This is a genomic window from Arthrobacter sp. SAFR-023 (genome assembly GCF_051965295.1).
GTDB lineage: Bacteria > Actinomycetota > Actinomycetes > Actinomycetales > Micrococcaceae > Arthrobacter.
The window spans coordinates 54,086-77,888 of record NZ_JBQCMF010000010.1 but is presented as its reverse complement, the minus strand read 5'-3'; the positions used below and the strand labels follow the sequence as shown (position 1 = coordinate 77,888).

Genomic DNA, 23,803 nt, shown 5'->3' with positions numbered 1-23,803 from the left:
ATTCAATGCGGCCCGCAACCTTGCCGGAACGGTGGTGGAGCCAGTTCGCCACTACCAGGAGCGCCACGAGGCCGAAGGTGCTCAGGAGCTGGGGACGGGGATCTCGCCGATGAATCCGACAGTGAAGATGGCCGCGAGAATGACCAGGCCAAGGCCCGTCAGCCAGGGGAAGCCGGGCATCCGCAGGGGAAGTTCCGTTCCCTCGCGGTCGGCGCGGATGCGGAGCGCGAGCTGGGCAAGGAGCGCGGACGTCCAGACCAGCAAGCAGGTCGAGCGCACAATGTTGAGCAGGACGGGCAGGACCATCTCGGGGAAGGCCAACTCCAGCACAACCGTGACAACACCGAAGGCCTTGGAGACCAGCGGCACTCATGAAACGTGGCTGGCCGGCAGGGCGACCGGCGAGATCCCGTTCCGGCACGGCCGGACCGCGGCCTGGTTCCTCATCCCGATGGTGCGCTTTGCCGGGATGCACGTGCTGAACACCGGCATGCCGGTAGGGCGCAAGGTGCTGCCCAAGCTGGCCGGCATGGGCAGGCCGCTGATCCGCACCAAGGCCGCGGACCTCCGTGCCGCCGGCGTCCAGTTGGTGCCGCGGGTCGCCGGAGTGCGGCAGGGCGAATTGATGCTCGACGACGGCCGGAGCCTTCCGGTGGCAACGTCATCTGGTGCACCGGCTTCACCGAGGCCTATCCATGGCTGGAGATCCCGGCGCTGCCCGCGGACTGGCGGGGGCAGCAGCACCGCGGGATCGTGGATGCGCTGCCGCGCCTGTACCTGCTGGGGCAGGACCTCATCTTCGCGGCAGCATCCGAAACCCTCCCCGGCGTGTGCCGGGACGCCAAGTACCTGGCCAAGCGGCTGGCCGAGACGCGGATTCCGCAGGGCATTGGGGAGGTGCGGAGCGGGCTGGCGGCATAACGCACACTGCCCCGGCACTGACTCAGCGGTACTAGCTCAGCGGCGGCCGGTGAACCGTCACATCACCGGCGGCCTGTTGGGACGGCCCCCGTGCGCCGCCTGCGCGGCCTCGTAACTGCTGTCGAAGGGCAGGCTGTCCATCTCGAGCAAGGGGTTGTGGTCCTGCGTTGCCACCAGCTCGCGGGCGGCTTCCTCCGAGTCCACGCTGGGCATCGAGCCCGGCAGGTGCCGCTGGGCGGACTCCGGCAGGAAGTAGATGGCGACCGCCGCGATGGCCGACGTCGCCATGAGGTAGAAGGCCGGCATCAGGTCGTTACCTGTCGCCTGGATGAGCGCGGCGATGATGAACGGGGCGGTGCCGCCGAAGATCGCCACCGCGAAGTTGTAGGCGATGCCCATGGCAGAGTAACGGTGGGCCGTCGGGAACAGCGCAGGCAGCGCCGACGCGAGAATGGCCACGAAAAACGCCACCGGAAACGCGACCAGGGCCAGCCCCGCGAGCGTGGCCGGCACGGTTCCGACCGAGATCAGAAGAAACGCGGGAAGCGAAAACACCACCGTGCTGATGGCCCCGATCCACAGCACGGGGCGGCGGCCGATCCTGTCGGACAGGCGCCCGGTCCGCGGGATGCACAGCGACATGACCACCAGCACCGGAACAGTCAGCAGCGTCCCGTGGATCTCGTCGTAGCCCTTGTTGGTCGTCGTCAGGTAGGTGGGCATGTAGGACGTAAGCGCGTAGCCGACGGTGTTGCCGGCGGCCACGAGGATCATGGCCAGCACGATGTGCCGCCAGTGGTCCTTGAAGATCCCCACCGGCCCCACCGGGCGGAGCTCGTCTCCGGTTTCGTGGTGTGCGGCGGCCACGGCTTCGGCCTCCTGGGTGGCCTTGAAGGCGGGCGACTCCTCGATCTTCATGCGGAAGTAGATGGCCACGATGCCCAGCGGACCCGCGACAAGGAACGGAATGCGCCAGCCCCACGCCTCCATCTGCCCCTGGCCCAGGATCAGCTGGAGGGCGGACACCATCCCGGCCCCCAGTGCGAAGCCGAGGTAGCTGCCCATGTCCAGGAAGCTGACGAAGAAGCCGCGGCGGTGGTCCGGCGAATGCTCGCACACGAACGTGGTGGCACCACCCGCGAACAGTGTTGGCCCTAACCCGCGCGGTTGAGTTCATCAGACAGGGCGTGGCTGCTGCTGATGGTGCTGATCTAGGCCGTCTTTGTCTTTCTTTGTCTTTGCCTTCAGCCAGCTGGCACGCCCGGCACCCAACCGGTGCTTGACATAATAAGCCGGTAGACGAAGGTCAGGTCCCATATCTGGCGCCCGTGTGCCCCGAGCATGCGGCGATGGTTGTACTGTCCATTGCACTGAACTGCTGGCTGTGCGCGGCAGCAAGAAGGGTGTTGCACCGCCTGCCGGATCGACCTGTCAGCTAGCTTTGGGGCATGAAAACATTCAGCTATGAGTGCGGGCCGAAGAACAAAGAGACTCATCAGGTTGATGAGTCTTTATTCCCGGAAGTTCACGAAGGAGGGGAATACAGGTGGAGCGGCGCTTCCCGTGGGCTGGGGTCCGGGGGACAGACTGGCAATGAACTGCCGGAGGCCAACAAAGCCACGGCGGTCTGGTTCCCGGATGAAGAGCCGACGCCTCGGGAGGAGCGGACCACAGCGGAAGAGTACCGCGAGACAGAGTTGATCCTAAACAAGAAGCGTTCACCGGGGCCTGATGGGAACCGCGCGCCAAAGGAAGAGGTACGGGAAGCCTATTACAACCGCAACGATGCATTAAAGCTGCTTAACGATGAACGGAATTGAACGGTGAGAACGTCCTGAATCGCGGCTCGGGCAAGGGGGTGACGATTCGCCCAGGACACGACAGCCCGTGCCCAGCATACGAGTTTCGCCGGCCAGAACCGGTCGGCGAGCCGCCCCATCAGAGGCTGGCCGACGGCCGAGGTGATGTAGAAGCCGGTTGATCCCCCAGGTGACGGTGGCGACGTCGAGCCGAAAGTCCTCGCGCAGCACCACCAGCACCGCCAGCGCGACCGCGATCATCGACGAGTTCAGCGGGTTCAGGGATGTGCCCAGGCTGAGGCCGGCGACTGCCAGGCCGGTGCGCTGGCTGGTTTGATTGACGGTGCGGGGAGAGTTGCTCAGGCAACAGTCTTCCGCACATGTCGCTTGGGCGGCGAACTCATTGGGAGAAGTAGTTGTTTCCGGCGAATGAGCCGGCTCAGGCGGATCCTCTTAAGACAAAGGCCGGCCCAAGGCATCCAGTTGCTTGGCAAATCGACCGTCGCATCGAGCAATCACGTAATCCCACTCGGTTTGGTCGGCTTCTTCTGGTTTCGTGGCTGCTGGTTTCCGCTTTGGTCCAAAACCACCATCGGCTCGAATCGGGGGCCAACTCGACGCCTCCACCCACAGCTGGTAGGAAGGTGCGGACAGCCCTTTATCGGTGATGTACCAGCGGTCGGCCACCACCTCAGAAAGTCGCCCCCGAAGCTGTGATAGGGTGCCGCCGTCTCCTCGCCAAGAACGGATCGCGAGGCCCAACGCACGAGCCAACCGATCTGTGGCAAGGCCCCAGGAGACATCCCGACGAATGCCAGCTCCGACTTTGGTGAGGTCGACGAGGAGTCGACCTACGACCTTGCTGAAATCTTCCTCCGACTCCCATACTTGTTCAACAGGTTCTTCGATCGCCTCTGAATCGACGCGCAATACCAGGAAACGATTCGTGCCGATTCGCTCATGATCGTAGTATCTCTCGCTTTCCTCGTAGGCAAGGGTCAGAACCAATTCACCTAGCTGATCTGTGGCCTGAACGGTGATTTGCTGGCGATCCAGAGCACTAATTTCTAGTGCCTTACTCATTAAGGCAAAGACAGAACCGTAATCAAACGTAGTCTCTGCCGTGCTAATGGCTTCTTCTTGGGATCGCATTTCCTCGTCCACAGCCGCTGCAACGCGTTGTTCCAACGAAGTCAGCCGCCGACTTAGAGGTTCGGTCACTGTTGTAGCGACCGCAGATGCAGTGGTCGTCGCCTCTGTCCGAACGGTCTCACGAAGGAGTGGCTCGAAGAGTGCCAGCAGACCCGCGGTGAAGAATGCAGTACCGATGTTGGTCACCACGGACTGGACTAGTGGAAGGTCTTCCCTGTCCAACAACTGCCAGGGCAACCAACTTCGCCATTCCTGGGCCCCCACCCAGTACCGCGGAAAAAAGGCTGAGACAGTGACTATGAGTCCAACGACTACTAAGCCGCCAACCCACCACCAATGGACTTGACGCAACCAGGTTCGGATTGCGGCAAACCGCGCGCCCAGCCACGATTCGGGCCTGTGGCTATCTATTCTTTTGCGCTGCAAAGTATCCCGTTCAAGACGTTCGTAATTGTCAATGATCCCGTCGGCTCCGCAATATAAGTTTGGGAGCTCGATCGCCATCATACGGCCGGACGCAAGGAGCAATCGCCTTGCCACCGTGAGGACTCTCGCTGGGCAATTAGCCATAAGATCATCGGTCCACCACAACTCACAACCAAATGGGGACCCCTACTGAAAAGCCAGACCGCATTTGTCGTCACATTGAGAAGGCTCTCCTCGCCCCCTACCCCAGCCGCCGCTGCCGGAACATCGGGAACTGCTCCTTCACCCGCGCCACCGTCCCGAGGGAAACCTCTACCGCCCGCACTACCGGTTCCAGTCCGAGATCCGCCTCGACGTACCCCATCGGATCCATTAGCAGGCTGCGGCCCACGGACACCGGCGGGGCCTGGCACACGCCAGCCACATAAACACTGTTCTCGATGGCACGTGCCGCGTTCAGCGCCAGCCACTGCTCGGCCTTGTGCGTGCCCGGCACCCAGGACGAGCAGACCAGCAGCACCTGGGCGCCCGCGTCGGTCAGGGACCGGGCCAGGTCCGGTAACCGCAGTTCGTAGCAGGTCATCAGCCCGAACCGCGCTCCCCCGGACTCGAACACCACGGGCTCGGTCGACGGGCCGGGCTTGATGTACGTCGACTCCCCGAAGTCCTGCGCGTCGAACAGGTGGATCTTCCGGTAGAAGGCGAGCCTGGTGCCGTCCGCACCGAAGGCCGCCAAAGTGTTGTACGCCCGGCCCTCCTCCTCGGACGATCCACCATGCCGGCCACCAGCGCGATGCCGTGGCGGGCCGCGGTGGCCGCGAGTTCCCGGCAGATGGGGCCGTCCATCGGCTCGGCCACGGCCGGGAACGAGGCGTCCACGATCTTCTTCTCATTCGTGGCGTACTCCGGGAAGGCCACCAGAGTGGCGCCGTCGGCTGCGAACCGGTTCTTGCTCACCAACCAACGGAACGTCGCTTGGTGTGTGGCAAGTTTCTAGGCGTGGAGACTGCCAGCGAGAACAGGAATTCATAGAGTTGCGTGGTTATTACAAAATTGAAGGCAACATGTGCCTGTCACACATTGTTGACCCTTCCCTGACTGCTTTGTTATCCAAACACGTAGTCATCCAGGCTTGCTGCCGCCTGTGTAAGGACAGCTCTTACAATGCACCTTCACTGTTGTTTCCGATCCAGTCACTACTGCTGGAGGTGATGGACGCGGTGGAGTTCCTTTATGAACCCCCGCACCAGGTCCTACCGGATTGGGGGTATTTTGACCCGGAGAATCTCGACTCGGGGGACGTCATTTCTAGTGTTTGTGCGGGCGCCTTCGCCTCGGACGTTGATGAAGTCCTCTTTGAGCTCATATCGGAGGCTGCTCGGGACCATGAGTGGATTCAAAGTCTTCACGGAAACTCGGTGCAGGTTGTCCGGTGGGAATGGGAAAGCTTCGTGGCGGCTGTGAAGTCCGAGTCACGCTTCATCTTCATGCCTGACGCCAATGGCGAAATTATGGCCAGTCCTGGCCAGCGCTCCGCGGCTTTCCTGTGGTCGCTGGTTCCGTACGTCGAAAATCGGGACCTCGATCTTCTCCTTGATATCCCGCCCGGCAGCAAGTTTTTCCGAGGAAGGCTAATCCAGAATCCCACGTCGACTCTTCGCACAGCCAAAGAGCTCGGGCCCGCTCCTGCACACTTCGCTGCAGCCAACCGCATGAGCCCCGAAGGCATTCCGATGTTTTACGCCTCTGCCGCCGCCACAACTGCAGTACGGGAAATCGCCACTCATGGAACACACAGCTTCGCGAGAATCGGGACATTCCGAAATCAGCGCTCTCTCACGGTACTGGATCTAACCGGGGTGCTGACGCTGCCCAGCATTTTTGACGTGAAACACCGAAACGCGTATGGGGTTTTCCAGTTCTTCCGCGACTTCGCGCAAGCGGTCACTGCCCCGCTCCTGCCGCACAGTCGCCCCCACATCGAATACGTCCCGACACAGATTGTCACCGAATTCTTTCGGTGGGTTCCGAAGACAAGAATCGATGGCATCCGGCTGAGAAGCGCACAAGACGCTGAACCCACCTACGTCCTGTTCTACGACCAGGACGAGGTGGGCGACGCCGTATCGCCGCCCTCTGGGCCAGCTCCCGTGGGAAACATCTGCCCGCGGAGGAAGACTTTGGCGGCTCAAGAGAGAAGTCCCAGCCCGTCTTCACGTTGAATCCCGAAGAAGTGACGACTTACAGGGTAGTTCGCAGGACCGAGGTGGAGCTTGTTTGACTAGCGTTGTGGCTGGTCAAACATGCGGAGCAGCCGGCGGTGGCTGCCCGGACTCCCCCTTGTGTGCCGTGAACCCCGAGAGTGGTTCAAAGCGATCATCGCCGGCGGTGCCGCCTTGAAGGCACGGGTGATCAGGGCCAGGACCACGATGCCGGGTGCCAGCCAGGACAGTCCCAGCGTAATGGCGTTGCTGTCCAGCTGGGAGTGCAGATAGGGGCAGATGATGGCTCCGACCATCTGGACCCCCGATAGGACACCGGGTTCAGCTGGTGCCCGGCACGGCGCTGGCGCATGCAGTGGAACACCACCCCGGCGGGTCACCAAAGTGAAGGCGCTGAAGGGGCCGAAGTTGATGAACGAGGTGAAGGTGTCCACGTTCAGGAAGACCGCGATCAGGCCGACGATGTCGGTGACCACCAGGTTCACCATGGGGTGTGGAACTTGGCGCTGAGCCGGTCGAAGACCGCTTTGGGCAGCACCGTGTCGCGGCCCAAAGCGTAGATCGGGCGGGAGACGCTGGCCTGCGCGGCGAGGCCGGAGGCGAACTGCGCTACCACGAGGCCGGAAAGGAATACCGCGCCAAACAGCTGCCCGCTGATCTGCAAGGCGATGAGCGCCGGGGCGGACCAACGTAGGAGACCGGCCACGAAAGCTGCCCCCGATCAGCGCTAGGAGCATGACGGCATGGGCACGGGCACGGTCCGGCGCGGGTCCGCGGTCTCCTTGGTGAGGGTAGTGACGGCGTCGAACCCGCGAACGAGTACGCCGCGATGGCCGCGCCGGCGGAGATGGTGGCAAAGCTGGACGTGCCGTTGAAGAACGGCTCCGTCCGGGCCAGTCCCCAGCCCCACCGGGACGTCCGCGACCTGTGCCGGGGGCGTGACCACGCCGCTTCAGCCAGCACCGAGACGACTTCACCCTGGATGCCGATAGGGTTGGGGCATGTCAGCACTTGGGGAAAATCATTGGGCGGGGGCTAGCGCGCTTTTGCTGGTTCTGGCCGGTTCCGGAGTCGCACTGAGTGCCTGTGAGTACCAGGACGATAGCCCGGCTTCGAGTAGCACGCCAACCCAAACCTCCCCGCCAGCACCACCTCCCCTGCCGAAGGCGGACCCGGGCGTTGCCAAGGCGCAGGCAAGAAACCAGACGCAACTGGACGCCCGCTTGGGCCCCCAGCCTGACGGTCTTGTATTGGCCGGATCAGGCGGACTCGGCAACGACGGATTCCGGACATCGGCCGCCGGAATACCAGAGGGCAGGTACAGAGTCACAGCTGCCTGCGTTGGAGTAGTCAAAGCATCGCTGACCATCTCACAGCCCGACCGACGAGGAGGAACAGCGCATGAGTTGGCCCTCGACTGCGGAACCAGAACGAGCGTGAAAGTGGATCTTCAGGTGGGACCCGTATCCGCGCACTTCACTCGCATGACCACCGAGCCGGGCCGCACTGCCGTTGCCGGTTTCTGGATGATCCCGGCCTCCTAATAGAACAACGCTCCGCCAGCCGTCACCACCAGCGGTGCCGGCACTCCGGGTTCTGGCATGCCCACCTGGGTACGCCGGACTCAACCTTGCCGGTGGCCGGATAGATCCTCACCTCTTCCGTCAGGCAGCAGCCGGCAAACTCCGTCTTCGGGTGCTCCGCCATGGCGTCGGGCATCATCATGCCGTATGCGATCCGCCAGGCTTCCTGCCCGCACACGGGACAATTGCGGACGGCCGTTCTCTTCTTTGCGGACTGCGCTTCAGTGGTCATGGCTGAAATGTATCCCCCGCCACCGACATCTGCAGCACTTACAAAAATTGCGCAAACTCCTAAGAAAATTTTTGTAGCTGCTCCGGACGGAAAGGGATAGGGTCGCAAGCGACCGGGCCCGGCGTCCACAGCGGATCATCGACCGGCTTAACCCGCGACGTGCCCTAAATGGCATGCCCCTAAACAGGGTCTGGCAGGGCCTGCCTCACGGTGGATAAACCGGGCACCTTTGTGGTTGGAACTTCCGGGCCAGCGACGTCCCTTTCCGCTCCTCCCTTTGAATGGATCCGCTCCCCCATGTCTTCCGCCGTGCCCCTGCCTGCGCCCAAACGCTTCCCGCTTGCCGCGATGCTGGTCCTTCCCACCATCACGTTCACGGCCATCACCACCGAACTGATGCCGTCCGGCCTGCTGCCGCAGATCAGCGAAGGCCTGAACGTCACCGAGCCGGTGGCCGGCTACCTTACCGCAGCCTATGCCGCCGTCATCGTGGTCACGGTGATCCCGGCAGCCCGGCTGCTGGCCAGGATCCCGCGGAAGACCCTGCTCATCTCACTCGTCCTCACCTTCGCGCTCAGCAACGTCCTCGTCGGGCTCGCACCCAACTTCGCAGCGGCCATGGGCGCGCGGCTTGTCGGCGGCCTGGCGCACGGCCTGCTCTGGACCACCGTGGCGCCGTTCGTCTCGCGCGTGGTCCCGGCCGACAAGGTGGGCAAGGCCCTGGCCATCGTCTTCAGCGGCAACAGCCTGGGCATGGCCATCGGCGCCCCCGTCGGCACCGCGCTCGGCGCGCTCCTCGGCTGGCGCGCCTCCTTCCTCTTCCTGGCCGGCTTCGGCCTGCTCCTGACTGGTCTGGCCGTCTGGCTGCTACCCCAGGTCCGCCAGGTCCCCGACGCCGTCCGCCCCTCGATGCGCAAGGCCATCGCCCAACCCGGGGTGAAGTCCGTGGCCATCGCCTGGCCGCTGCTGGTCCTGGCCCACTTCGCGCTCTTCACCTACATCGCGCCATTCATCCGCGAAGCCGGCCTGCCCGACTACGCCACCAGCCTCTCCCTCACCGTCCTCGGCGCTTCCGGCCTCATCGGCATCTGGATCGCGGGCATCACCGTTGACTCCCGGCCCCGCCGTTCGCTATTGATCACGACGGCGGCCATCGCCGCCGCGATGCTCCTCCTTCCGCTCGTCGGCGGAACCATCCCCGGCGCCATGATCCTCATGACCGTCTGGGGCGCAGGCCTCGGCGCGATCGGCATCTACAACCAGGCCGCCATCCTCCGCGCCGGGCGCGAGGACCGGGACGCGGCCAACGGCCTCACCGTCCTGACCATCCAGCTCGGTATCACCATCGGCGCGCTCTACGGCTCCGCTGCCTTGGTGGTGGCCGGCCCGCTCATGGTGCCCGTCGCAGCGGCGCTGCCGGTCGTCATCGCTCTTGTCATCACGCTGGCGGGCCGGAGGCACGCCTACCCGCCCGGTCGCAGAGAGCGCGGCTGGTCAAAGCCGGACCTCAAGGAACCGGCGCTCAAGCACTAGCCCGCCCGCATCTGACGGCGTGCATGAATGCGGCTGCTGGCACGGCCAACTCGAAATGTACTTCTATAGCCGCGCAAGTCCCGGGCTGGGTGCGCTCCATCTATTGTGTCGGGTTCACCGTCGATGACTTCCACGGCCTACGCGGACTCAAGCCCGGTCGAGATTCTTGAGAGGCGAAACGATTGTGGGATTCGGCCAGTAAGCCGGGTCAAGAAGGCGGGGCCCAAGCGGCTCACATCGGTGCGGATCTGGCAGCTGTCGCGTGTCGAGGGGACATCGCCGGTCGGGAAAGTGAACGCGGCCAAGAGGGTGGATGAGCCCCGCCCCGGGGGGAGGCACGGGGCTGGCGGATTGACGGTGGTCTACAACCAGCGCCACTATTCCGGGTGCCTTCGTTAGGTGGCACCCCAGCGCGTAAGAAACCGATAGGCGTCATCGAACCTCAGGATCAGCTCAAGAAAGCCCGAATGTTGACCGAGGATTAGCCCAGCTCCGCATCCGTCCCCCGGGAAAGCAAATAAGCTCATTCTCGACAAGGTTGTAGCGACACCGGCAAATGCTGAATGTCCGCATCCGAGCGGAAACCAGAATCAATGGGATGACCTCTTTGACCGACTGGCAGTCCGAAAGAAGTAACTTGCACGCAAACCTGGGGGCATCATTCGTGAGCGAAAATAATCCCTCCCAAGGGATTCCTGAAATGCCGGCGGCGACGCCTAACCTTCGAACAGTAGAGCACCTGCCAACAGGTCCTGCGGATAGCCAAGCTTCCCCCTCGAAATTGACCCAAAAAGCCGTGCCTCCTGGTTCCGGATGAGAAGGCCCTGTCTGGGAAGGTAATCGGAAACGCCTTCGGCGCCCTCTCGGCACGTCAGGACTTAAAAACCTCCCGCTGATGTTCGTGGCTGAAACAACCGCCACAACACCTTTACCGACTTCGGCTTGCAATCTGGCTGAAGCCGAAATTTGCACGACTAGTAGAAATCTGGGGAACAAATGTCACATCAACAGGGTTACCAGCAGACGGCACCGGGCCGGCCTGAGCAGCCACCTCTCGAGCAGCCAGGTTATGGTCCGCCAACACAGACGCGCATGCCCCGGCCAGCGAAGGCGAAGAAGCAATCGAACGTCGTCGGGCTCATCGCGCTTATCGCAGCGGTGCTCGGGTTCATTTTTGCCTGCATGCCCGGTGCACTCATCGTTGGCTGGGTACTGCTGCCGATTGCATTTGTTCTGGCCATCGTTTCACTCTTTTTGAAAGATAGGGTCAAATGGACGGGGGTGACCGCACTTATCGTCTCGATCGTTGGCACGATCGTCGGGTTTGTCGTCTTCTCTGCTGTCGTCGCGACATCGTTTGACGACGCTTTCGGCAGCGGCGGCACCACAGTCGCGGCACCCTCTGGTGACGCAGGTGCGAACGGCCAGGAAGCGGCAAAGGAAGATCCTGCCGCCAAAGCCGGAACGCGTGAGAACCCGTACCCGATCCGCTCCGTCGTAGAGTCAGACGACTGGCGCGTAGTCATCAATTCGGTCACGCTGAATGCCACGGATGCCGTGGTCGCGGCCAATCAGTTCAATGAAGCGCCGGCCAAGGGTTCCGAGTACATCCTCGTGAACTACTCCGCTACGTATATCGGCGATGACGCTGATGGTCAGATGCCCGCTTTCGTCTCAGTCGAGTACGTCACGGCAAAGGGCACCACCGTCAACGGACTCGACAACCCTGTCGTAGCTCCCAAGCCCATCGATACGACGAGCACGCTGTATAAGGATGGGACCGCAACCGGCAACATGGCCATTGAAGTGCCCACCGCCACTGCTGGCCAAGGCGTCCTGGCTGTTAGGCCGGGCATGCTGGGTGACAAGGTCTTTGTAGCCGTCAAGTAGCTCTCCGAATGCAGGCTAGGCCCCCGGTGCACCGCTGGGGGCTTAGCCGCGTTTAGCGACCTAAAGCAGCAGTGTTTGAGTTCTTCCTGTGAGACCTTACACACGCGATTGCTTTAAGAGGTCGAGTAACTGGCTGTCCGGCTCATGGTTCCCGTCGCAGCGGCGGTGGCGGTCGCCGTCGATCCTGTCCTTATACAGGCGGGCCGGAGGCACCCTGTTCGCTGGGCCACAAAAACAGCGCGGTTGGTCGACGACGCGCAGCGGGAAGCCAAGGAGCCATCACTCCACCACTAGCCACACCAAACGCCAATCGATCACATCACCGTCGGACGCCCGGGACCTCCCGTATGGGACGCCCGCGCTTCCTCATAGCTGCTGTCAAACGGCAGGGTGTCCATCTCCAGCAGGGGGTTGTGGTCCTGGGTCGCCACCAGCTCGCGGGCGGCTTCGTCCGAATCCACACTTGGCATGGACCCGGGGAGGTGCCGCTGCGCGGATTCCGGCAGGAAGTAGATGGCGACCGCCGCGATGGCCGACGTCGCCATCAGGTAGAACGCCGGCATCAGGTCGTTGCCTGTTGCCTGGATGAGCGCGGCGATGATGAACGGGGCGGTGCCGCCGAAGATCGCTACGGCAAAGTTGTAGGCGATGCCCATGGCAGAGTAGCGGTGGGCCGTGGGAAACAGCGCCGGCAGCGCCGACGCGAGAATGGCCACGAAGAACGCCACGGGAAACGCGACCAGGGCCAGCCCGGCGAGCGTGGCCGGCACGGTCCCGATCGAGATCAGAAGAAACGCGGGAAGTGAAAACACCACAGTGCTGATAGCCCCGATCCAGAGCACGGGCCGCCGCCCGATCCTGTCTGAGAGGCGTCCCGTCAGCGGGATGCACAGGGACATGACCACCAGCACCGGAACGGTCAGCAGCGTCCCGTGGATCTCGTCGTAGCCCTTGTTGGTGGTCAGGTACGTGGGCATGTAGGACGTGAGGGCATAGCCCACGGTGTTGCCGGCGGCCACCAGGATCATGGCCAGCACGATGCGGCGCCAGTGGTCCTTAAAGATCCCCACCGGGCCGACGGGGCGGAGCTCGTCGTCGGTCTCGTGATGCTTGGCGGCCACGGCTTCCGCCTCCTGCGTGGCCTTGAAGGCGGGTGACTCCTCGATCTTCATGCGGAAGTAGATGGCCACGATGCCCAGGGGGCCTGCGATCAGGAACGGGATGCGCCAGCCCCAGGCCTCCATCTGCCCCTGCCCCAGGATCAGCTGGAGCGCTGACACCAGTGCGGCGCCCAGCGCGAAGCCGAGGTAGCTGCCCATGTCCAGGAAACTGACGAAGAAGCCGCGGCGGTGGTCCGGTGAGTGCTCGCATACGAAGGTGGTGGCGCCGGAATACTCGCCGCCGGTGGAAAAGCCCTGGACCAGTTTGGTGACCACCAGCAGCACCGCGGCCCAGATGCCCAGCACCGCGTACCCGGGAAGCAGGCCGACTGCGAACGTCGCGGCGGCCATCATCATCAGGGTCATGGCCAGGACCTTTTGCCGCCCGATCTTGTCGCCCAGCCAGCCGAAGAAGATGCCGCCCAGCGGGCGGGCGATGAACGTGGCGCCGAACGTTCCCAGCAGGAACAGGTTCTGCACCGCCCTGTCCGCTTCGGGCAGGAACACCGGACCCATCGTGGTGATCAGGTAGCCGAACACGCCGACGTCGTACCACTCCATGGTGTTGCCCACGATGGTCCCGCCGAGCGCTTTCCTCAGCGTCCGGTGGTTGACGACGTTGACGTCGGACACACGCAATCGCCGCTGCTGCAGATGGTGCTCTGTCATGGCTCGGTCACCGCCTGTTTTCAGGCTGGGCACGTGCCGTCAGTTCGCCGGCATCCCCGTTCGGTGGAGGCCCAACTCTCCGACCATCTTCCCACCGGCCTACTGGCACAACAATGAAAAACCGCAGCCCGTTCACACGACTCGGCCTCCGCCGTCATGCGCCGTTCCTCGGCGTTGCCATGGGCCTCTAAGACGGTTCACTCGCCGCCCGCGGACTGGCACATTCATTGGCCCTCCTCCGCCTGTTGCCTGACAACACTTCTGGCTGGATCATCGAGTTACCCACGAGGTCAAGCATGGGGGTGTTGATGTGGACTTGGTCGATCTGGATGGCTGAGTGTGGCCTATACGCGTGTTGGCGACGGACCACCGCTGGTGCTCCTTCCCGGCTACGTTGGAGACGGCCCCACCACCTGGCAGCGGCAGCTGGAAGATTTGTCGGATGAATTCACTGTGGTCGCCTGGGATGCTCCAGGGGCCGGACGGTCTGCAGATCCCCCCGAGGACTTCGGCATTGCAGGCTAACGCCGACTGCGGCAAGCCCGGTCGGGCCCCTGCCGGTCTTGGAGCCAGAGGTTACGCCCTCGCCACCCGGCCTCTCATAGCACTAAATGCAACGACAACCCCGACGAGGAAGATGATGACGGCGAGGTAGATCAGCCCGAGGTGGCCGAGGGTGGCCAGACCCCAAGGGTAGTGGGCAGGCAGGGCAACGCCGAGCGCGACGACCGGTACGACGATGGCCGTGATCAAGGCCCACCGCTCGCCCCGGCGCACGCCGTACCACGACAAGGCCACGACGGCCAGGCCTGCCGCTGCGATGAATCCGCTGAGCGCGATGTGCAGGTGACTGATGTAGTGGTAAAGCTGCGGACTGAAGGCCTCGATCTGTTCCTTACCTTTGTCCACCTGCTCGGGGCCAATGCCCAACTCCAGGAAGGCGTCCGTGAAGTTGAGGACGAGGAAGACCACGCCGTAACCGATGAATCCCAGGCCCGCCAATGCCATGAGAACCGCTCCTGCGCGGAGGCGCGACTGTTGATGCTCGGAAGTCTGAATGGTGGCCATTGCCGCCACTCCTTTCTTATTCAAGTAGGTACTTGAATAAGACGCCCGGAGCGGTACCCTTGTCAAGAGAATGCTTGAATAGTTAGGGAGAGGCTTGGTATGGGAGACCATAAGGCTAAGGAGGCGCTCTACGACGCCCTCGTCGAAGCGGCGCGGGCGCTGGGGAACGGACGGAGAGCGGAACTTGTCGACGTTCTTGCCCAGGGCGAGCGCTCGGTGGATGAGCTGGCCGGGGAGATCCGGCAAAGCGTCGCCAATACCTCCCAGCACCTGCAGCGCCTTCTACGGGCGGGGGTCATCACATCCCGCCGGTCCGGGACGCGCGTGTACTACTCCCTGGCCGGGCCCTCAGTAGAGCGGCTCTGGCGGGCACTCCGCGAAACCGCCGAAGCACACGCCGGGGAGCTGGGCGAGCTGGCCCGGTTATACATAGGCGACCGCGCGGGTCTGGGTACGATCAGCCGGGATGAATTGCAGCGGAGGCTGCGGCAGGGTGACGTCGTCGTGCTCGACGTGAGGCCACGCCCCGAGTACGACGCCGGCCACATCCCGGGCGCTCTTTCAGTGCCCGTAGACGATCTGAAGGCCCGCCTCCGGCGGATTCCCAGAGAAACCGAAGTGGTCGCCTACTGCCGCGGCTCTTACTGCGTGTACGCGGACGACGCCGTGCGTGAGCTTGCGGGCCACGGGCGCCAGGCGATGAGGCTCGAGGAAGGTTTCCCGGAGTGGAAGGCGGCGGGGCTTCCTGTCGAACCGGGAGCAGGAGCAACCCCTAGCGCGGGATAATGGAAGCATGACCGACAGGGATCACGACGAGGAGCTGTGGCAGGAGTTCGACCGGCTCCCACCCGCAGGGCCCGACCGCGTCCAGGGACTGCCCGGCGGACTGCCGCAGGGCTTTGGCTTCCGCACCGGCGTGCGCAGTGCAAGGGTGGCCCTCGGGTTCGCCGTCTACGCCCTGGCGCTTGGAACTGTCCTGGTCCTCACCGGCGCGGTCGTGTTCATCAGCCAGGGCCGGTGGCTGCTGCTCGGTCTGATGGTGCTGATCGAGGCCGTCTTCGTCTTTGCCTTCAGCCGGCTGGCGCGCCAGGCACGCAACCGGCACTCCGCCCAGTAGCGGTGGCCAGAGGACGACGGCGGGAGGTACCGCCGTCGTCCTCTGTTTCGGTTTTGCTCTTACTGGCCCGACGCCGGGTCCGTTCCGCCCGTTGACACCAGCGGTCCCAGCATCAGACTTCCTGGCGTGAACTCCTCACCGCATTCCGCGCACAACACCAACGGTTTCAAGTCGGCCCCGCAGCTGTGCCGGTACGAGGCACGGGGCGTCTCATCGCGCATCCATGTGCTGCTCCACGCCGCGAGTGAAATGAGAATGGGTGCCACTTCGGCCCCGGAAGCTGTGAGGTGGTACTCGTAGCGCGCGGGGCGCTCGGAGTACTGGACGCGCTCGATCACGCCACGGCTTTCGAGGGTGCGCAGCCGGCCCGTCAGGATGTCGCGGGACGCACCGGTATTCCGTGCGATCTGATCGAACCGGTGAACGCCCAGGGACATCTCGCGAAGCGCCAGCAGCGCCCACCGCTCCCCTAGAACGTCCAGGCCTGCCGCGATGAAACATGCCCTCGGAGCATCCATTGCCTTATCGGTCGGCCGGTGCATCGTTCACCTGCTTTCAGTACTTTCTCCAATCATACAGTCAGTTGGAAAATCCAACCGACTCGGCTAACCTGAGACTGTGAGGCCGCGGCAACCGTGCCGCCACCCGATCCGACACCAGGAGAAACCATGCCACTGCTATCTGGCGCCGTCGTCCTTGTCACCGGTGCGAACGGCGGCTTGGGCCGCGAACTCGTGGAACAGGCCCTCGCCCGGGGTGCCGCGAAGGTGTACGCAACAGCCCGACGTCCGCAAGAGTGGAGCGACTCCCGGATCGTCCCTCTCGCGCTCGATATCACCATGGCCGACTCGATCCGGGACGCTGTTACCCAGGCCCGGGACGTCACGGTCCTGATCAACAACGCCGGCATGAGCGTCGAATCGGACACGCTGTTGTCGCTCTCCGACGAGGAGTTCCGTGAAGTCATGGAGACCAACTTCTTCGGACCGGTTGCCCTGACCAGGGCATTTGCGCCGGTGCTCGCCGCCAGCGAGAGTTCGGCGGTCCTCAACATCCACTCGGTGCTCAGCTGGATCGCACTCACCGGCGCCTACAGCGCATCAAAGGCCGCACTATGGTCAGCCACCAACTCCTTCCGAGTAGAGCTGGCGCCCCAGGGCACGCAGGTCACGGGTGTGCACGTCGGCTACATCGACACAGCCATGGCCAAGGGCGTGGATGCCCCGAAGACCTCCCCGGAGGAAGTCGCACGGAAGTCGTACGACGGGCTCGAGCAGGGTGATTACGAGGTCATGGTGGACGACATTAGCGCCGGCGTGAAGCTCGGCCTGTCCGGTCCAATCGCGGATCTGTACCCGGCTCTCGCAGCCAACGCCGCGGTGTGACAGCGGCAAACCCTGAAGACCTGCAGAGAACCTAAGGAGGAAACCCCCGTGTCAACCAACGCCTCGGCGGAGCGCTCGGAAACCTTCACCTGGACGGACCCGGCCGTCGCGCTCGAACAGCTGCCACGGCTGTCGGGTCTGGACTACTTTTCCGGCCTCCGCGACGGCAGCATTGCGCCCCCGCCGATCGCTTCACTGATGAATTTCGATCTCGTCGATGCTAAATACGGTCACGTCGAGTTCCAGTGCTGGCCCGGTGAAGCGCACTACAACCCCCTTGGGATGGTGCACGGCGGCCTGGCGTGCACGCTCCTCGACACGGTACTCGGCTGCGCAGCACACAGCACTTTGGAAGCAGGGGTCGGCTACACCTCCATCGATCTGGCGGTTAAATACCTGGGGCCCATCACGCTCCAGAAGGGTGCTCTTCGTGCAGAGGGGTCGGTGGTGAAATCCGGCCCGCGGGTGATATTCACCGAAGGCCGCCTCAGCACCGCCAGCGGAGAACTCCTCGCCACCGCAACGAGCACGCTGCTCATCTTCCCCCACCAACCGGGCGGACTGACGCGATGACTGATACCGCCACCATCGCAGCGCTCACGCCTGCCGCCCAGGGTGGCGCCCTGCCCTCGGCCACCCATTCGGGAATGGCCGCTTTGAGCCGCTTCGGCATTCCCTTGGGGCTTGCCGGCCTCGGCGGCGGCTGGTCCGCCGCGAGGAGCACACTCGGATCCCCGATGTGGCCGGAGGAAATCCTGTTCGGAGCAGCCGGCTCCCTGTGGCTGGTTCTGACCGCCGTCTACGTGTTCCGGGGCCTTCGCCGGAAGGGAACATTCCGGGCCGACCTGCGACACGAGGTGGCAGGGCCCTTTGCGTCCTTCATCCCGCTGGTGGGGATCCTGCTTTCGTCGCACTACGGCCAGTATCTGCCGCCATGGGGCGCCTGGCTGTGTGTGGCTTTCATTGCCGCCCTTGCCATCGTCGCTGCGCAGCTCCTGGCCCACTGGGTCACCGGCGGGGTATCCATGCAATTCATCCATCCCGGTTACCTGCTGCCCGTCGTGGCCGGATCCTTCGTTGCCAGCATCGGATTCTCAAGCATCCACGCCCATGATGCGGCTATGGCCGCGTTTGGTGCTGGCGCGTTCTTCTGGCTGGTCGTAGGAACCGTCGTCACCGTGCGCCTGATGACAGGGGGCGCGCTGCCACCAGCCGCTACGACCGGACTGTCCGCATATCTGGCAGCGCCTGCAACGGCCAATATCGCCTGGATGGTGTCACATCCAGGACCCGTGGGGGCAGTGCAGCTCGCCCTCACAGGCGTGCTGGTGATCATGGCGCTGATGCAGGTCATGCTCCTCCCCGAGTACCGCAAGCTTTCCTTCACGCCGATGTTCTGGGTCTTCACCTTTCCTATTGGTGCAACCGCGAACTATTCCATCCGCTGGCTTGCCACAACCGACCTCCCCGGCCGGGAGATTTACGCCTGGACGGTTCTGGGCCTCGCGACAGCCTTTACATTGGTCATTGCCGTCCGCACCCTGCCGACAGGAAGTACACGCCGAAGCGGCCGCGCACGCCGCTGACGACACATCGCCGGGACGATTACGCCGTCTTCCGCTCCCGCCACAGCAGCGACACCACGAACGTCACCGCGCTCAGCCCGAGCATGACCAGCACGATGCGGCCCCAGTTCTCCTGGTTGACCCCGGTGCTGTAGAAGATGCCGATCATCACAGTGGCGCTGATGGCGCCGACGTACCGGCAGGTCTGGAAGATCCCGGCGGCCACTCCCCTGTCCTCCGGCGCGGCGGAGAGGTACAGCCCCTGGTTCGAGGCGATGCTGACCGAGCCATACGGGACGCCCATTAGTGCGGTGAGCACCAGCACCAGCGGAACGAAGAAGGACGCCGTCAGGAGCCAGAGCGCCGCCGCCGCCACCGCCAGGAGTACGACGCCGGCAATCAGCACCCGCCGCACGCCGAACCTGTCGATCGCCTTCACGGCGAGCGGGGTGATGACCACCGACATGGCCGCCAGCGGCAGCATCAGCACTCCCACCAGCCCGGGGTTGTAACCCGCGGCCTCCTGCAGCAGCTGCGGCAAACCGAAGAATGCGAAGTAGTAGACGCCGCTGAACACTGTGAAGCCCAGGTACACCAGCAACAGCGGGCGGTTCCTGCCGAGCAGCCGCAGGTCCAGGAACGGCCTGTCGAACCTCAGCTCGCGCCAGGCGAACAGCACGGCGAACACCATGGCACCGCCGAGCAGCCACCAGCGGAGTCCGGGCAGGGCATTCAGCAGACCCATGAGCAGCAGCACCATGCTGCCCACGAAAGCGAGGATGCCGGGGATGTCCGAGTCGCGGAGGAGGGTGGCGATGCTGCCCTGTTCCCGCGGTTCATCTGGCGGCGAGGCCTTCCGCACGATGAGCAGGGCAGCCAGAGCCAGCGGCACGTTGATGAGGAACAGCGCCTCCCATCCGACCAGACTTACGAGCAGCCCGCCCACCACCGGACCCACCGCCGCACCGGAGGTGTTCGCCATCTGGATGCGCCCCAGCGGCCTTGTCGAGGTCGTGTCGGCCAGCCGAGCCAGGGTGCCGACCATGACGACGGCGCTCGGGTAAGCCGTCGCCGTCCCCAGCGCCATGAGCGCGCGGGCGATACAGACGAACACGAAGTTCGGCGAGAAAGGCGCCAGCGCGCAGGACGCGATGACGAGTGCCATGCCCAGCATGAAGAGCTTCCGCGGACCGAACCTGTCAGCCAGCCTCCCCATCAGCGGCTGCCCCGCGGCCGAGGTGATGTAGAAGGCGGTGATCACCCAGGTGACGGTCGCGACGTCGAGCCGGAAGTCCTCACGCAGCACCACGAGGGCGACGGCGATCATGGACGAGTTCAGCGGGTTCAGCGACGTGCCGAGGCTGAGGCCGGCCACGGCAAGGCCAATGCGGTGGCGGGTCTGCTTGCCAGTGCGGGGAGAGTTGCTCACGGCAACAGTCTTCCGCATCCGATGGTTGGACTGCGAATACATGCAACCTCGCGGTGGCCAAACCCCGCGGGACTCTATCGCCGGTAGGACCAGCCCGATGCCACAAGTTGTATGGGGTCGGCGGCAATTGTTGCCGCGCCTAGTTTCCGATGCCGAGTGCTGCAGGCTAGGGTGCGTGTAGGAGGCGTGCCGGTTGAGGCGGTGCGCCGCAGAACAATTGGGGGCTCACTTGTGGATCCTGTGACATTAGCGGTCGCCGCTGCCGGACTAATCGCGAAGTTTTATGAAGGTGCCGTGTCCAAGGCCGGCGAGGACGCCGCTGCCGGCCTGACGGCGTGGATCAAGGGCCGGTTCAAAGGCCACGAGGTCGGGGAACAAGCCCTCGCCCGGGTAGAGGATGCCCCGGACAGCTCCTCACGCGTAAAGGCCCTCGAAGGCGTTATTGTGGACCAGGCCCAGGCAGACCCTGATTTTCTGGACCAACTCGCCAAGTTGTTGGAGAAGTCCCAGCCCGCGGCCGCGCAAGGCCAGGCGGCGACCTCCGGTGATCAGTCCCCCGCCTTCGGCCAGGTCTCTGGAGGCAACCTGAGCCTCAGCTACGGCACCGCCTCGCCGCCTCACGCGCCTCCGGCCTAGTCAGGGGGACGCGGTGGGCGAAGGAACAGCGGACACGGTCGGGCATCAGAGCCCGGCCTTTGGGTCCGTCAGCGACTCCACGGTCACCGTCGTGTACGGCGGGCAGCCTTTCGCCTACAACCTGAAGTCGGCTTGGGTCCCCGTTGGCATGACCGTCAGGGACCCATCCAGGCTTCTGCGGGCCCGCGCTGCCTTTGTCCCCTACCTTGATCCCGCAGGGCATATCGAGGCGCTGCGCGGCTGGCTTACCGGGTCAGAGTTTTTCTCCGTCCGTACGGTCGGCGGACGGGGCGGGTCCGGGAAGACCCGCCTCGCCGTCGAACTCTGTCGCGCCGCCCGAGAGGACTGGGCTACGGGCCTCCTCGGCCCCTTCCGGCCCGAATCAATCCCGATCGAACGAACCATAGGCACCGACACCGGCCCCGGTGCGCCCGGAATGCTGGTCGTCATCGACTACGCCGAGACCCGCACCAGGGAGCTTGAGGCCCTTCTGCCAGCTCTCCAGCGCGCCGCTGGACCAGCGCACCGAATTCGCATCCTCCTCCTCGTCCGCCGTACCCCCAGAGGCACGGACTGGACGGACGCCCTGCGCACCGGCGATGACGACCTCGACGCCATACTCGATGCCGCCGCCCGCCATCAAGTCATCCTCGAGGAAGCAGCCTGGGACCTCGACGACCGACAAGACCTGTTCCGCAGAAGCTGGAAGGCGTTCGCTGAACGCTCCCAGGAGTTCAGCGGCGCCAGCCCCACCGCCCCAACGCTGCCGGATCTTACCGCGGCCAGCTTCGGAAACCCACTCCTTGTCGCCGCCACCGCGTACCTAACCGTCCACGACCCCGGTAGCGCGCTCCCCGACACCCGGGAAGGTCTCCTCGAAGGAATCGTCAGCCACGAAGCAAGCCATTGGACCCGTAGTGCCGAACGGCCCAAAGACCCGGACGGGATCGTCACACGCCGTGCCACTGCCATGGCCACGCTCGCCGGAGCCGACAGCGAAACCGAGGGAGCCGGGCTCCTCCAGCACGTGCCCGACTTCCAGGAAACAGCCTTGGGCGTCCGGATGGCCTGGGCGCGCTGGTATCGGCATTTTTACCCGGGTCCCCGATTCTGGAATCCTCTCGAACCCGATCTCCTCGGCGAACACCTCATTGCGACCACCCTCACCGAGTTCCCCGCGACTTTGGCAGCAACCATCGACCCAGCACGCGGACCAACCACTGCCCAGCCTCTGATCGTCATGGCCCGTATAGCTGCCACAACCCAAACCATGCACGCCTATCCGGGCTTCAACGCGGCCGCCGGGAAGGCCCTCCAAGCCGCCCTTCCCGCACTCACCCTCGCTGCTGTCAAGGAAGCGGCGATTGCGCGGGATGGCTTGCCGAGCGGCCCCACCATCGCCTCCGCCCTCGGCCAGATCGTGAATGCCCTCAGCCCGCATCTCGGAGACGTCGCCGAGTCGCTCGCCGTCCTGCCCAGACACTTCGTCCCGCACGTGAACGCGCTGGCCGTCGCGCTCCTCCAGCACGAGGTCTCATGGCTTCGATCCCACACGGTTCCCGGCATGAGCACCCCCGTCAGTTTGGCAAGAAGCCTCAATGTCCTCTCGATTCGCCTTGCGGACAATGGTGACCATGACGGGGCCCTGCACGCCATCAGCGAGGCCGTCGAAATCCGCCGGGACCTGGCCACCGCCGACCCCGCCGACTCCGCCCGGGACCTCGCTACGTCCCTGAACACGCTCTCCAATCGCCTCACTGATGTCAACGACCACGACGGGGCCCTGCAAGCCATCCGAGAAGCCGTCGGAATCCACCGGGATCTGGCCCTAGCCGACCCCACCGCCTACACCACGGACCTCGCGGCCTCTCTGAACAACCTCACAGGCTGCCTCGGGCGTGCCGGAGACCACGACGGGGCCCTGCAAGCCATTCGAGAAGCGGTCGACATCCGCCGGAACCTGGTTGCCGCCCGCCCCGCCGCGTATTCCCCCGGCCTCGCGTCCACCCTGAACAACCTCGCGGTCTGTCTCGCGCGCACCGGCGACCGCAACGGGGCCCTGCAAGCTGTCCGTGAAGCCGTCGACATCCGCCGGAACTTAGCCGCCGCCCATCCCGCCGTCTACACCCCCGACCTCGCCTTTTCCCTTAACAGCCTTTCCGTCCGCCTTGCGGAGACCGGGGACCGCAACGGAGCTTTGCAAGCCATCCGCGAAGCGGTCAACATCCGCCGGGACCTGAACGCTGCCCACCCTGCCGCGTATGCCCCAGTCCTCGCGGGCTCCCTGCTCAACCTCTCCAACCGACTCGCAACGAGCGGCGACCACGACGGGGCACTGGAAACAATCCGCGAAGCCGTCAGCATCCAACGGGAACTTGCCGCCGCTCACCCCGCAGCTTACAACCCCGGCTTGGCTAGATCATTGAACAACCTCTCCAACCGACTCACGAAAGCCGGCGACCACGACGGGGCACTGGAAACAATCCGCGAAGCGGTCAACATCCGTCGGTATCTGGCCGCCGCCCACCCCGCCAACTACAACCCCGACCTCGCTAAGTCACTGAACAACCTCTGCAACCTGCTCGTGGACACAGGTGACCACAACGGGGCCCTGCAAGCCATCGATGAAGCCGTCAACATCGGCCGGGACTTGGCCGCCGCCCATCCCGCCGTCTACACCCCGGTCCTTGCTCGATCGCTGCGCATGCAGGCCGCTGTGCTCCACAGCCTCGGGCTGGGGGCAAGGGCCGAGTCAGCTCGAAAAGAAGCCTTCCGCCTCCGTGGAACGGGACTTGAGGAGAAAGGGTAGAGGGAGAAGATCGGCACGTGGCTGCTGGGCTTTCCTTTATGCCGTCAGTTTCCCGCTTCCAGTGTGGAAACAATGCACTTTGGAACCTGCCGCGGCGAGGTTCGGCTCACTGGTGATGGAAAGATGCACCTGGGATAACGCTGGAGGAGGTGGAGCGGATGCGTCTCGGTAGTGGCAAAGCGGAGGGATTAGAAGAGCCCATATTTC

At 64.2% G+C, this 23,803-nt stretch carries 23 protein-coding genes and 3 pseudogenes; 13 read left to right on the top strand and 13 right to left on the bottom strand.

The window, feature by feature from the left end:
- Positions 1 to 81: 81 nt before the first annotated feature.
- Both ACTHQX_RS12270 and ACTHQX_RS12265 read right to left on the bottom strand, forming a co-directional pair.
- Positions 82 to 369, bottom strand: coding sequence for a hypothetical protein (locus ACTHQX_RS12270; protein WP_440157982.1), 288 nt, complete (start codon positions 367 to 369; stop codon positions 82 to 84).
- Positions 370 to 744 (bottom strand): hypothetical protein, encoded by a 375-nt coding sequence (locus ACTHQX_RS12265; RefSeq protein WP_440174593.1) that lies wholly within the window; start codon positions 742 to 744, stop codon positions 370 to 372.
- 9 nt (positions 745 to 753) lie between these two features.
- Between ACTHQX_RS12265 and ACTHQX_RS12260 the strand changes: the two genes are divergently transcribed.
- A complete protein-coding gene (locus tag ACTHQX_RS12260; RefSeq protein WP_440157981.1) occupies positions 754 to 921 on the top strand; it encodes a hypothetical protein in 168 nt (55 codons plus the stop codon).
- 57 nt (positions 922 to 978) lie between these two features.
- Here ACTHQX_RS12260 and ACTHQX_RS12255 read toward each other — a convergent pair.
- A pseudogene (locus ACTHQX_RS12255) lies at positions 979 to 2,070 on the bottom strand (MFS transporter); the annotation flags it as partial.
- Between the two features lie 299 nt (positions 2,071 to 2,369).
- On the opposite strand from ACTHQX_RS12255, the gene ACTHQX_RS12250 reads away from it, so the two are divergent.
- Positions 2,370 to 2,741, top strand: coding sequence for a hypothetical protein (locus tag ACTHQX_RS12250; RefSeq protein ID WP_440157980.1), 372 nt, complete (start codon positions 2,370 to 2,372; stop codon positions 2,739 to 2,741).
- A 53-nt stretch (positions 2,742 to 2,794) separates the two neighbouring features.
- Here ACTHQX_RS12250 and ACTHQX_RS12245 read toward each other — a convergent pair.
- From ACTHQX_RS12245 to ACTHQX_RS12235, 3 genes and pseudogenes are all read right to left on the bottom strand, one after another.
- Positions 2,795 to 3,083, bottom strand: a pseudogene (locus ACTHQX_RS12245) (MFS transporter); the annotation flags it as partial.
- Positions 3,084 to 3,173: 90 nt separating this feature from the next.
- Positions 3,174 to 4,061, bottom strand: a complete 888-nt coding sequence (locus ACTHQX_RS12240; RefSeq protein WP_440157979.1) for a hypothetical protein — start codon at positions 4,059 to 4,061, stop codon at positions 3,174 to 3,176.
- Between the two features lie 478 nt (positions 4,062 to 4,539).
- Positions 4,540 to 5,180: pseudogene (locus ACTHQX_RS12235) on the bottom strand (nitrilase-related carbon-nitrogen hydrolase).
- Between ACTHQX_RS12235 and ACTHQX_RS12230 the strand changes: the two are divergent.
- Positions 5,074 to 5,295, top strand: coding sequence for a hypothetical protein (locus ACTHQX_RS12230; RefSeq protein ID WP_440158050.1), 222 nt, complete (start codon positions 5,074 to 5,076; stop codon positions 5,293 to 5,295). The pseudogene ACTHQX_RS12235 and the gene ACTHQX_RS12230 sit on opposite strands and share 107 nt — an antisense overlap.
- Positions 5,296 to 5,332: 37 nt before the next feature.
- Positions 5,333 to 6,520 (top strand): RES domain-containing protein, encoded by a 1,188-nt coding sequence (locus tag ACTHQX_RS12225; protein ID WP_440157977.1) that lies wholly within the window; start codon positions 5,333 to 5,335, stop codon positions 6,518 to 6,520.
- Between the two features lie 59 nt (positions 6,521 to 6,579).
- On the opposite strand, the gene ACTHQX_RS12220 is transcribed toward ACTHQX_RS12225, so the two are convergent.
- The 3 genes from ACTHQX_RS12220 to ACTHQX_RS12210 all read right to left on the bottom strand — a co-directional run bounded on the left by ACTHQX_RS12220 (position 6,580) and on the right by ACTHQX_RS12210 (position 8,335).
- The gene (locus ACTHQX_RS12220) at positions 6,580 to 6,996 is read right to left on the bottom strand and encodes a hypothetical protein (protein WP_440157975.1); all 417 of its coding nucleotides are present in this window, start codon (positions 6,994 to 6,996) and stop codon (positions 6,580 to 6,582) included.
- A gap of 5 nt (positions 6,997 to 7,001) precedes the next feature.
- The gene (locus ACTHQX_RS12215) at positions 7,002 to 7,226 is read right to left on the bottom strand and encodes a hypothetical protein (protein ID WP_440157974.1); all 225 of its coding nucleotides are present in this window, start codon (positions 7,224 to 7,226) and stop codon (positions 7,002 to 7,004) included.
- An 860-nt stretch (positions 7,227 to 8,086) separates the two neighbouring features.
- Entirely contained in the window at positions 8,087 to 8,335 is a 249-nt protein-coding gene (locus ACTHQX_RS12210; RefSeq protein ID WP_440157972.1) for a hypothetical protein, read from the bottom strand.
- A 297-nt stretch (positions 8,336 to 8,632) separates the two neighbouring features.
- Here ACTHQX_RS12210 and ACTHQX_RS12205 point away from each other — a divergent pair, with 297 nt between their 5' ends.
- Together ACTHQX_RS12205 and ACTHQX_RS12200 are read left to right on the top strand one after the other, a co-directional pair.
- The gene (locus ACTHQX_RS12205) at positions 8,633 to 9,868 is read left to right on the top strand and encodes an MFS transporter (RefSeq protein WP_440157971.1); all 1,236 of its coding nucleotides are present in this window, start codon (positions 8,633 to 8,635) and stop codon (positions 9,866 to 9,868) included.
- Between the two features lie 1,092 nt (positions 9,869 to 10,960).
- Complete coding sequence (locus ACTHQX_RS12200; protein ID WP_440157969.1) at positions 10,961 to 11,758, top strand: DUF308 domain-containing protein; 798 nt, start codon at positions 10,961 to 10,963, stop codon at positions 11,756 to 11,758.
- 314 nt (positions 11,759 to 12,072) lie between these two features.
- On the opposite strand, the gene ACTHQX_RS12195 is transcribed toward ACTHQX_RS12200, so the two are convergent.
- Both ACTHQX_RS12195 and ACTHQX_RS12190 read right to left on the bottom strand, forming a co-directional pair.
- Positions 12,073 to 13,587, bottom strand: a complete 1,515-nt coding sequence (locus tag ACTHQX_RS12195) for an MFS transporter (protein WP_440157968.1) — start codon at positions 13,585 to 13,587, stop codon at positions 12,073 to 12,075.
- A 576-nt stretch (positions 13,588 to 14,163) separates the two neighbouring features.
- Positions 14,164 to 14,655, bottom strand: a complete 492-nt coding sequence (locus ACTHQX_RS12190; RefSeq protein WP_440157967.1) for a hypothetical protein — start codon at positions 14,653 to 14,655, stop codon at positions 14,164 to 14,166.
- A 99-nt stretch (positions 14,656 to 14,754) separates the two neighbouring features.
- On the opposite strand from ACTHQX_RS12190, the gene ACTHQX_RS12185 reads away from it, so the two are divergent.
- Positions 14,755 to 15,441, top strand: a complete 687-nt coding sequence (locus ACTHQX_RS12185) for an ArsR/SmtB family transcription factor (protein WP_440157966.1) — start codon at positions 14,755 to 14,757, stop codon at positions 15,439 to 15,441.
- 7 nt (positions 15,442 to 15,448) lie between these two features.
- Positions 15,449 to 15,772 carry a hypothetical protein gene (locus ACTHQX_RS12180; RefSeq protein WP_440157965.1) on the top strand — a complete coding sequence of 108 codons (324 nt, stop codon included), beginning with the start codon at positions 15,449 to 15,451 and terminating at the stop codon, positions 15,770 to 15,772.
- A gap of 59 nt (positions 15,773 to 15,831) precedes the next feature.
- Here ACTHQX_RS12180 and ACTHQX_RS12175 read toward each other — a convergent pair whose 3' ends face one another.
- A complete protein-coding gene (locus ACTHQX_RS12175) occupies positions 15,832 to 16,314 on the bottom strand; it encodes a winged helix-turn-helix transcriptional regulator (protein WP_440157963.1) in 483 nt (160 codons plus the stop codon).
- Positions 16,315 to 16,440: 126 nt separating this feature from the next.
- Here ACTHQX_RS12175 and ACTHQX_RS12170 point away from each other — a divergent pair, with 126 nt between their 5' ends.
- The 3 genes from ACTHQX_RS12170 to ACTHQX_RS12160 are packed head-to-tail and all read left to right on the top strand — an operon-like array spanning position 16,441 to position 18,743.
- Positions 16,441 to 17,157: an SDR family oxidoreductase gene (locus ACTHQX_RS12170; RefSeq protein WP_440157962.1), complete on the top strand. Its 717-nt coding sequence runs from the start codon at positions 16,441 to 16,443 to the stop codon at positions 17,155 to 17,157.
- Between the two features lie 48 nt (positions 17,158 to 17,205).
- Positions 17,206 to 17,730, top strand: coding sequence for a PaaI family thioesterase (locus ACTHQX_RS12165; protein ID WP_440157961.1), 525 nt, complete (start codon positions 17,206 to 17,208; stop codon positions 17,728 to 17,730).
- Positions 17,727 to 18,743, top strand: coding sequence for a TDT family transporter (locus ACTHQX_RS12160; RefSeq protein ID WP_440157960.1), 1,017 nt, complete (start codon positions 17,727 to 17,729; stop codon positions 18,741 to 18,743). The genes ACTHQX_RS12165 and ACTHQX_RS12160 overlap by 4 nt, the downstream gene beginning before the upstream one ends.
- Positions 18,744 to 18,762: 19 nt before the next feature.
- Here the strand turns inward: ACTHQX_RS12160 and ACTHQX_RS12155 are convergent, their stop codons facing one another.
- Positions 18,763 to 20,169 carry an MFS transporter gene (locus ACTHQX_RS12155; protein ID WP_440157959.1) on the bottom strand — a complete coding sequence of 469 codons (1,407 nt, stop codon included), beginning with the start codon at positions 20,167 to 20,169 and terminating at the stop codon, positions 18,763 to 18,765.
- Positions 20,170 to 20,391: 222 nt separating this feature from the next.
- Here ACTHQX_RS12155 and ACTHQX_RS12150 point away from each other — a divergent pair, with 222 nt between their 5' ends.
- Positions 20,392 to 20,787: a hypothetical protein gene (locus ACTHQX_RS12150; protein ID WP_440157958.1), complete on the top strand. Its 396-nt coding sequence runs from the start codon at positions 20,392 to 20,394 to the stop codon at positions 20,785 to 20,787.
- A 13-nt stretch (positions 20,788 to 20,800) separates the two neighbouring features.
- The gene (locus ACTHQX_RS12145) at positions 20,801 to 23,596 is read left to right on the top strand and encodes a tetratricopeptide repeat protein (RefSeq protein ID WP_440157957.1); all 2,796 of its coding nucleotides are present in this window, start codon (positions 20,801 to 20,803) and stop codon (positions 23,594 to 23,596) included.
- Positions 23,597 to 23,803 lie beyond the last annotated feature (207 nt).

Coding starts and splice junctions, on each gene's coding strand:
- ACTHQX_RS12250 (WP_440157980.1), top strand. CDS start 2,370: ATGAAAACATTCAGCTATGAGTGCGGGCCGAAGAACAAAGAGACTCAT.
- ACTHQX_RS12230 (WP_440158050.1), top strand. CDS start 5,074: ATGCCGGCCACCAGCGCGATGCCGTGGCGGGCCGCGGTGGCCGCGAGT.
- ACTHQX_RS12210 (WP_440157972.1), bottom strand. CDS start 8,335: ATGACCACTGAAGCGCAGTCCGCAAAGAAGAGAACGGCCGTCCGCAAT.
- ACTHQX_RS12205 (WP_440157971.1), top strand. CDS start 8,633: ATGTCTTCCGCCGTGCCCCTGCCTGCGCCCAAACGCTTCCCGCTTGCC.
- ACTHQX_RS12200 (WP_440157969.1), top strand. CDS start 10,961: ATGCCCCGGCCAGCGAAGGCGAAGAAGCAATCGAACGTCGTCGGGCTC.
- ACTHQX_RS12195 (WP_440157968.1), bottom strand. CDS start 13,587: ATGACAGAGCACCATCTGCAGCAGCGGCGATTGCGTGTGTCCGACGTC.
- ACTHQX_RS12190 (WP_440157967.1), bottom strand. CDS start 14,655: ATGGCCACCATTCAGACTTCCGAGCATCAACAGTCGCGCCTCCGCGCA.
- ACTHQX_RS12185 (WP_440157966.1), top strand. CDS start 14,755: ATGGGAGACCATAAGGCTAAGGAGGCGCTCTACGACGCCCTCGTCGAA.
- ACTHQX_RS12180 (WP_440157965.1), top strand. CDS start 15,449: ATGACCGACAGGGATCACGACGAGGAGCTGTGGCAGGAGTTCGACCGG.
- ACTHQX_RS12175 (WP_440157963.1), bottom strand. CDS start 16,314: ATGCACCGGCCGACCGATAAGGCAATGGATGCTCCGAGGGCATGTTTC.
- ACTHQX_RS12170 (WP_440157962.1), top strand. CDS start 16,441: ATGCCACTGCTATCTGGCGCCGTCGTCCTTGTCACCGGTGCGAACGGC.
- ACTHQX_RS12160 (WP_440157960.1), top strand. CDS start 17,727: ATGACTGATACCGCCACCATCGCAGCGCTCACGCCTGCCGCCCAGGGT.
- ACTHQX_RS12155 (WP_440157959.1), bottom strand. CDS start 20,169: ATGCGGAAGACTGTTGCCGTGAGCAACTCTCCCCGCACTGGCAAGCAG.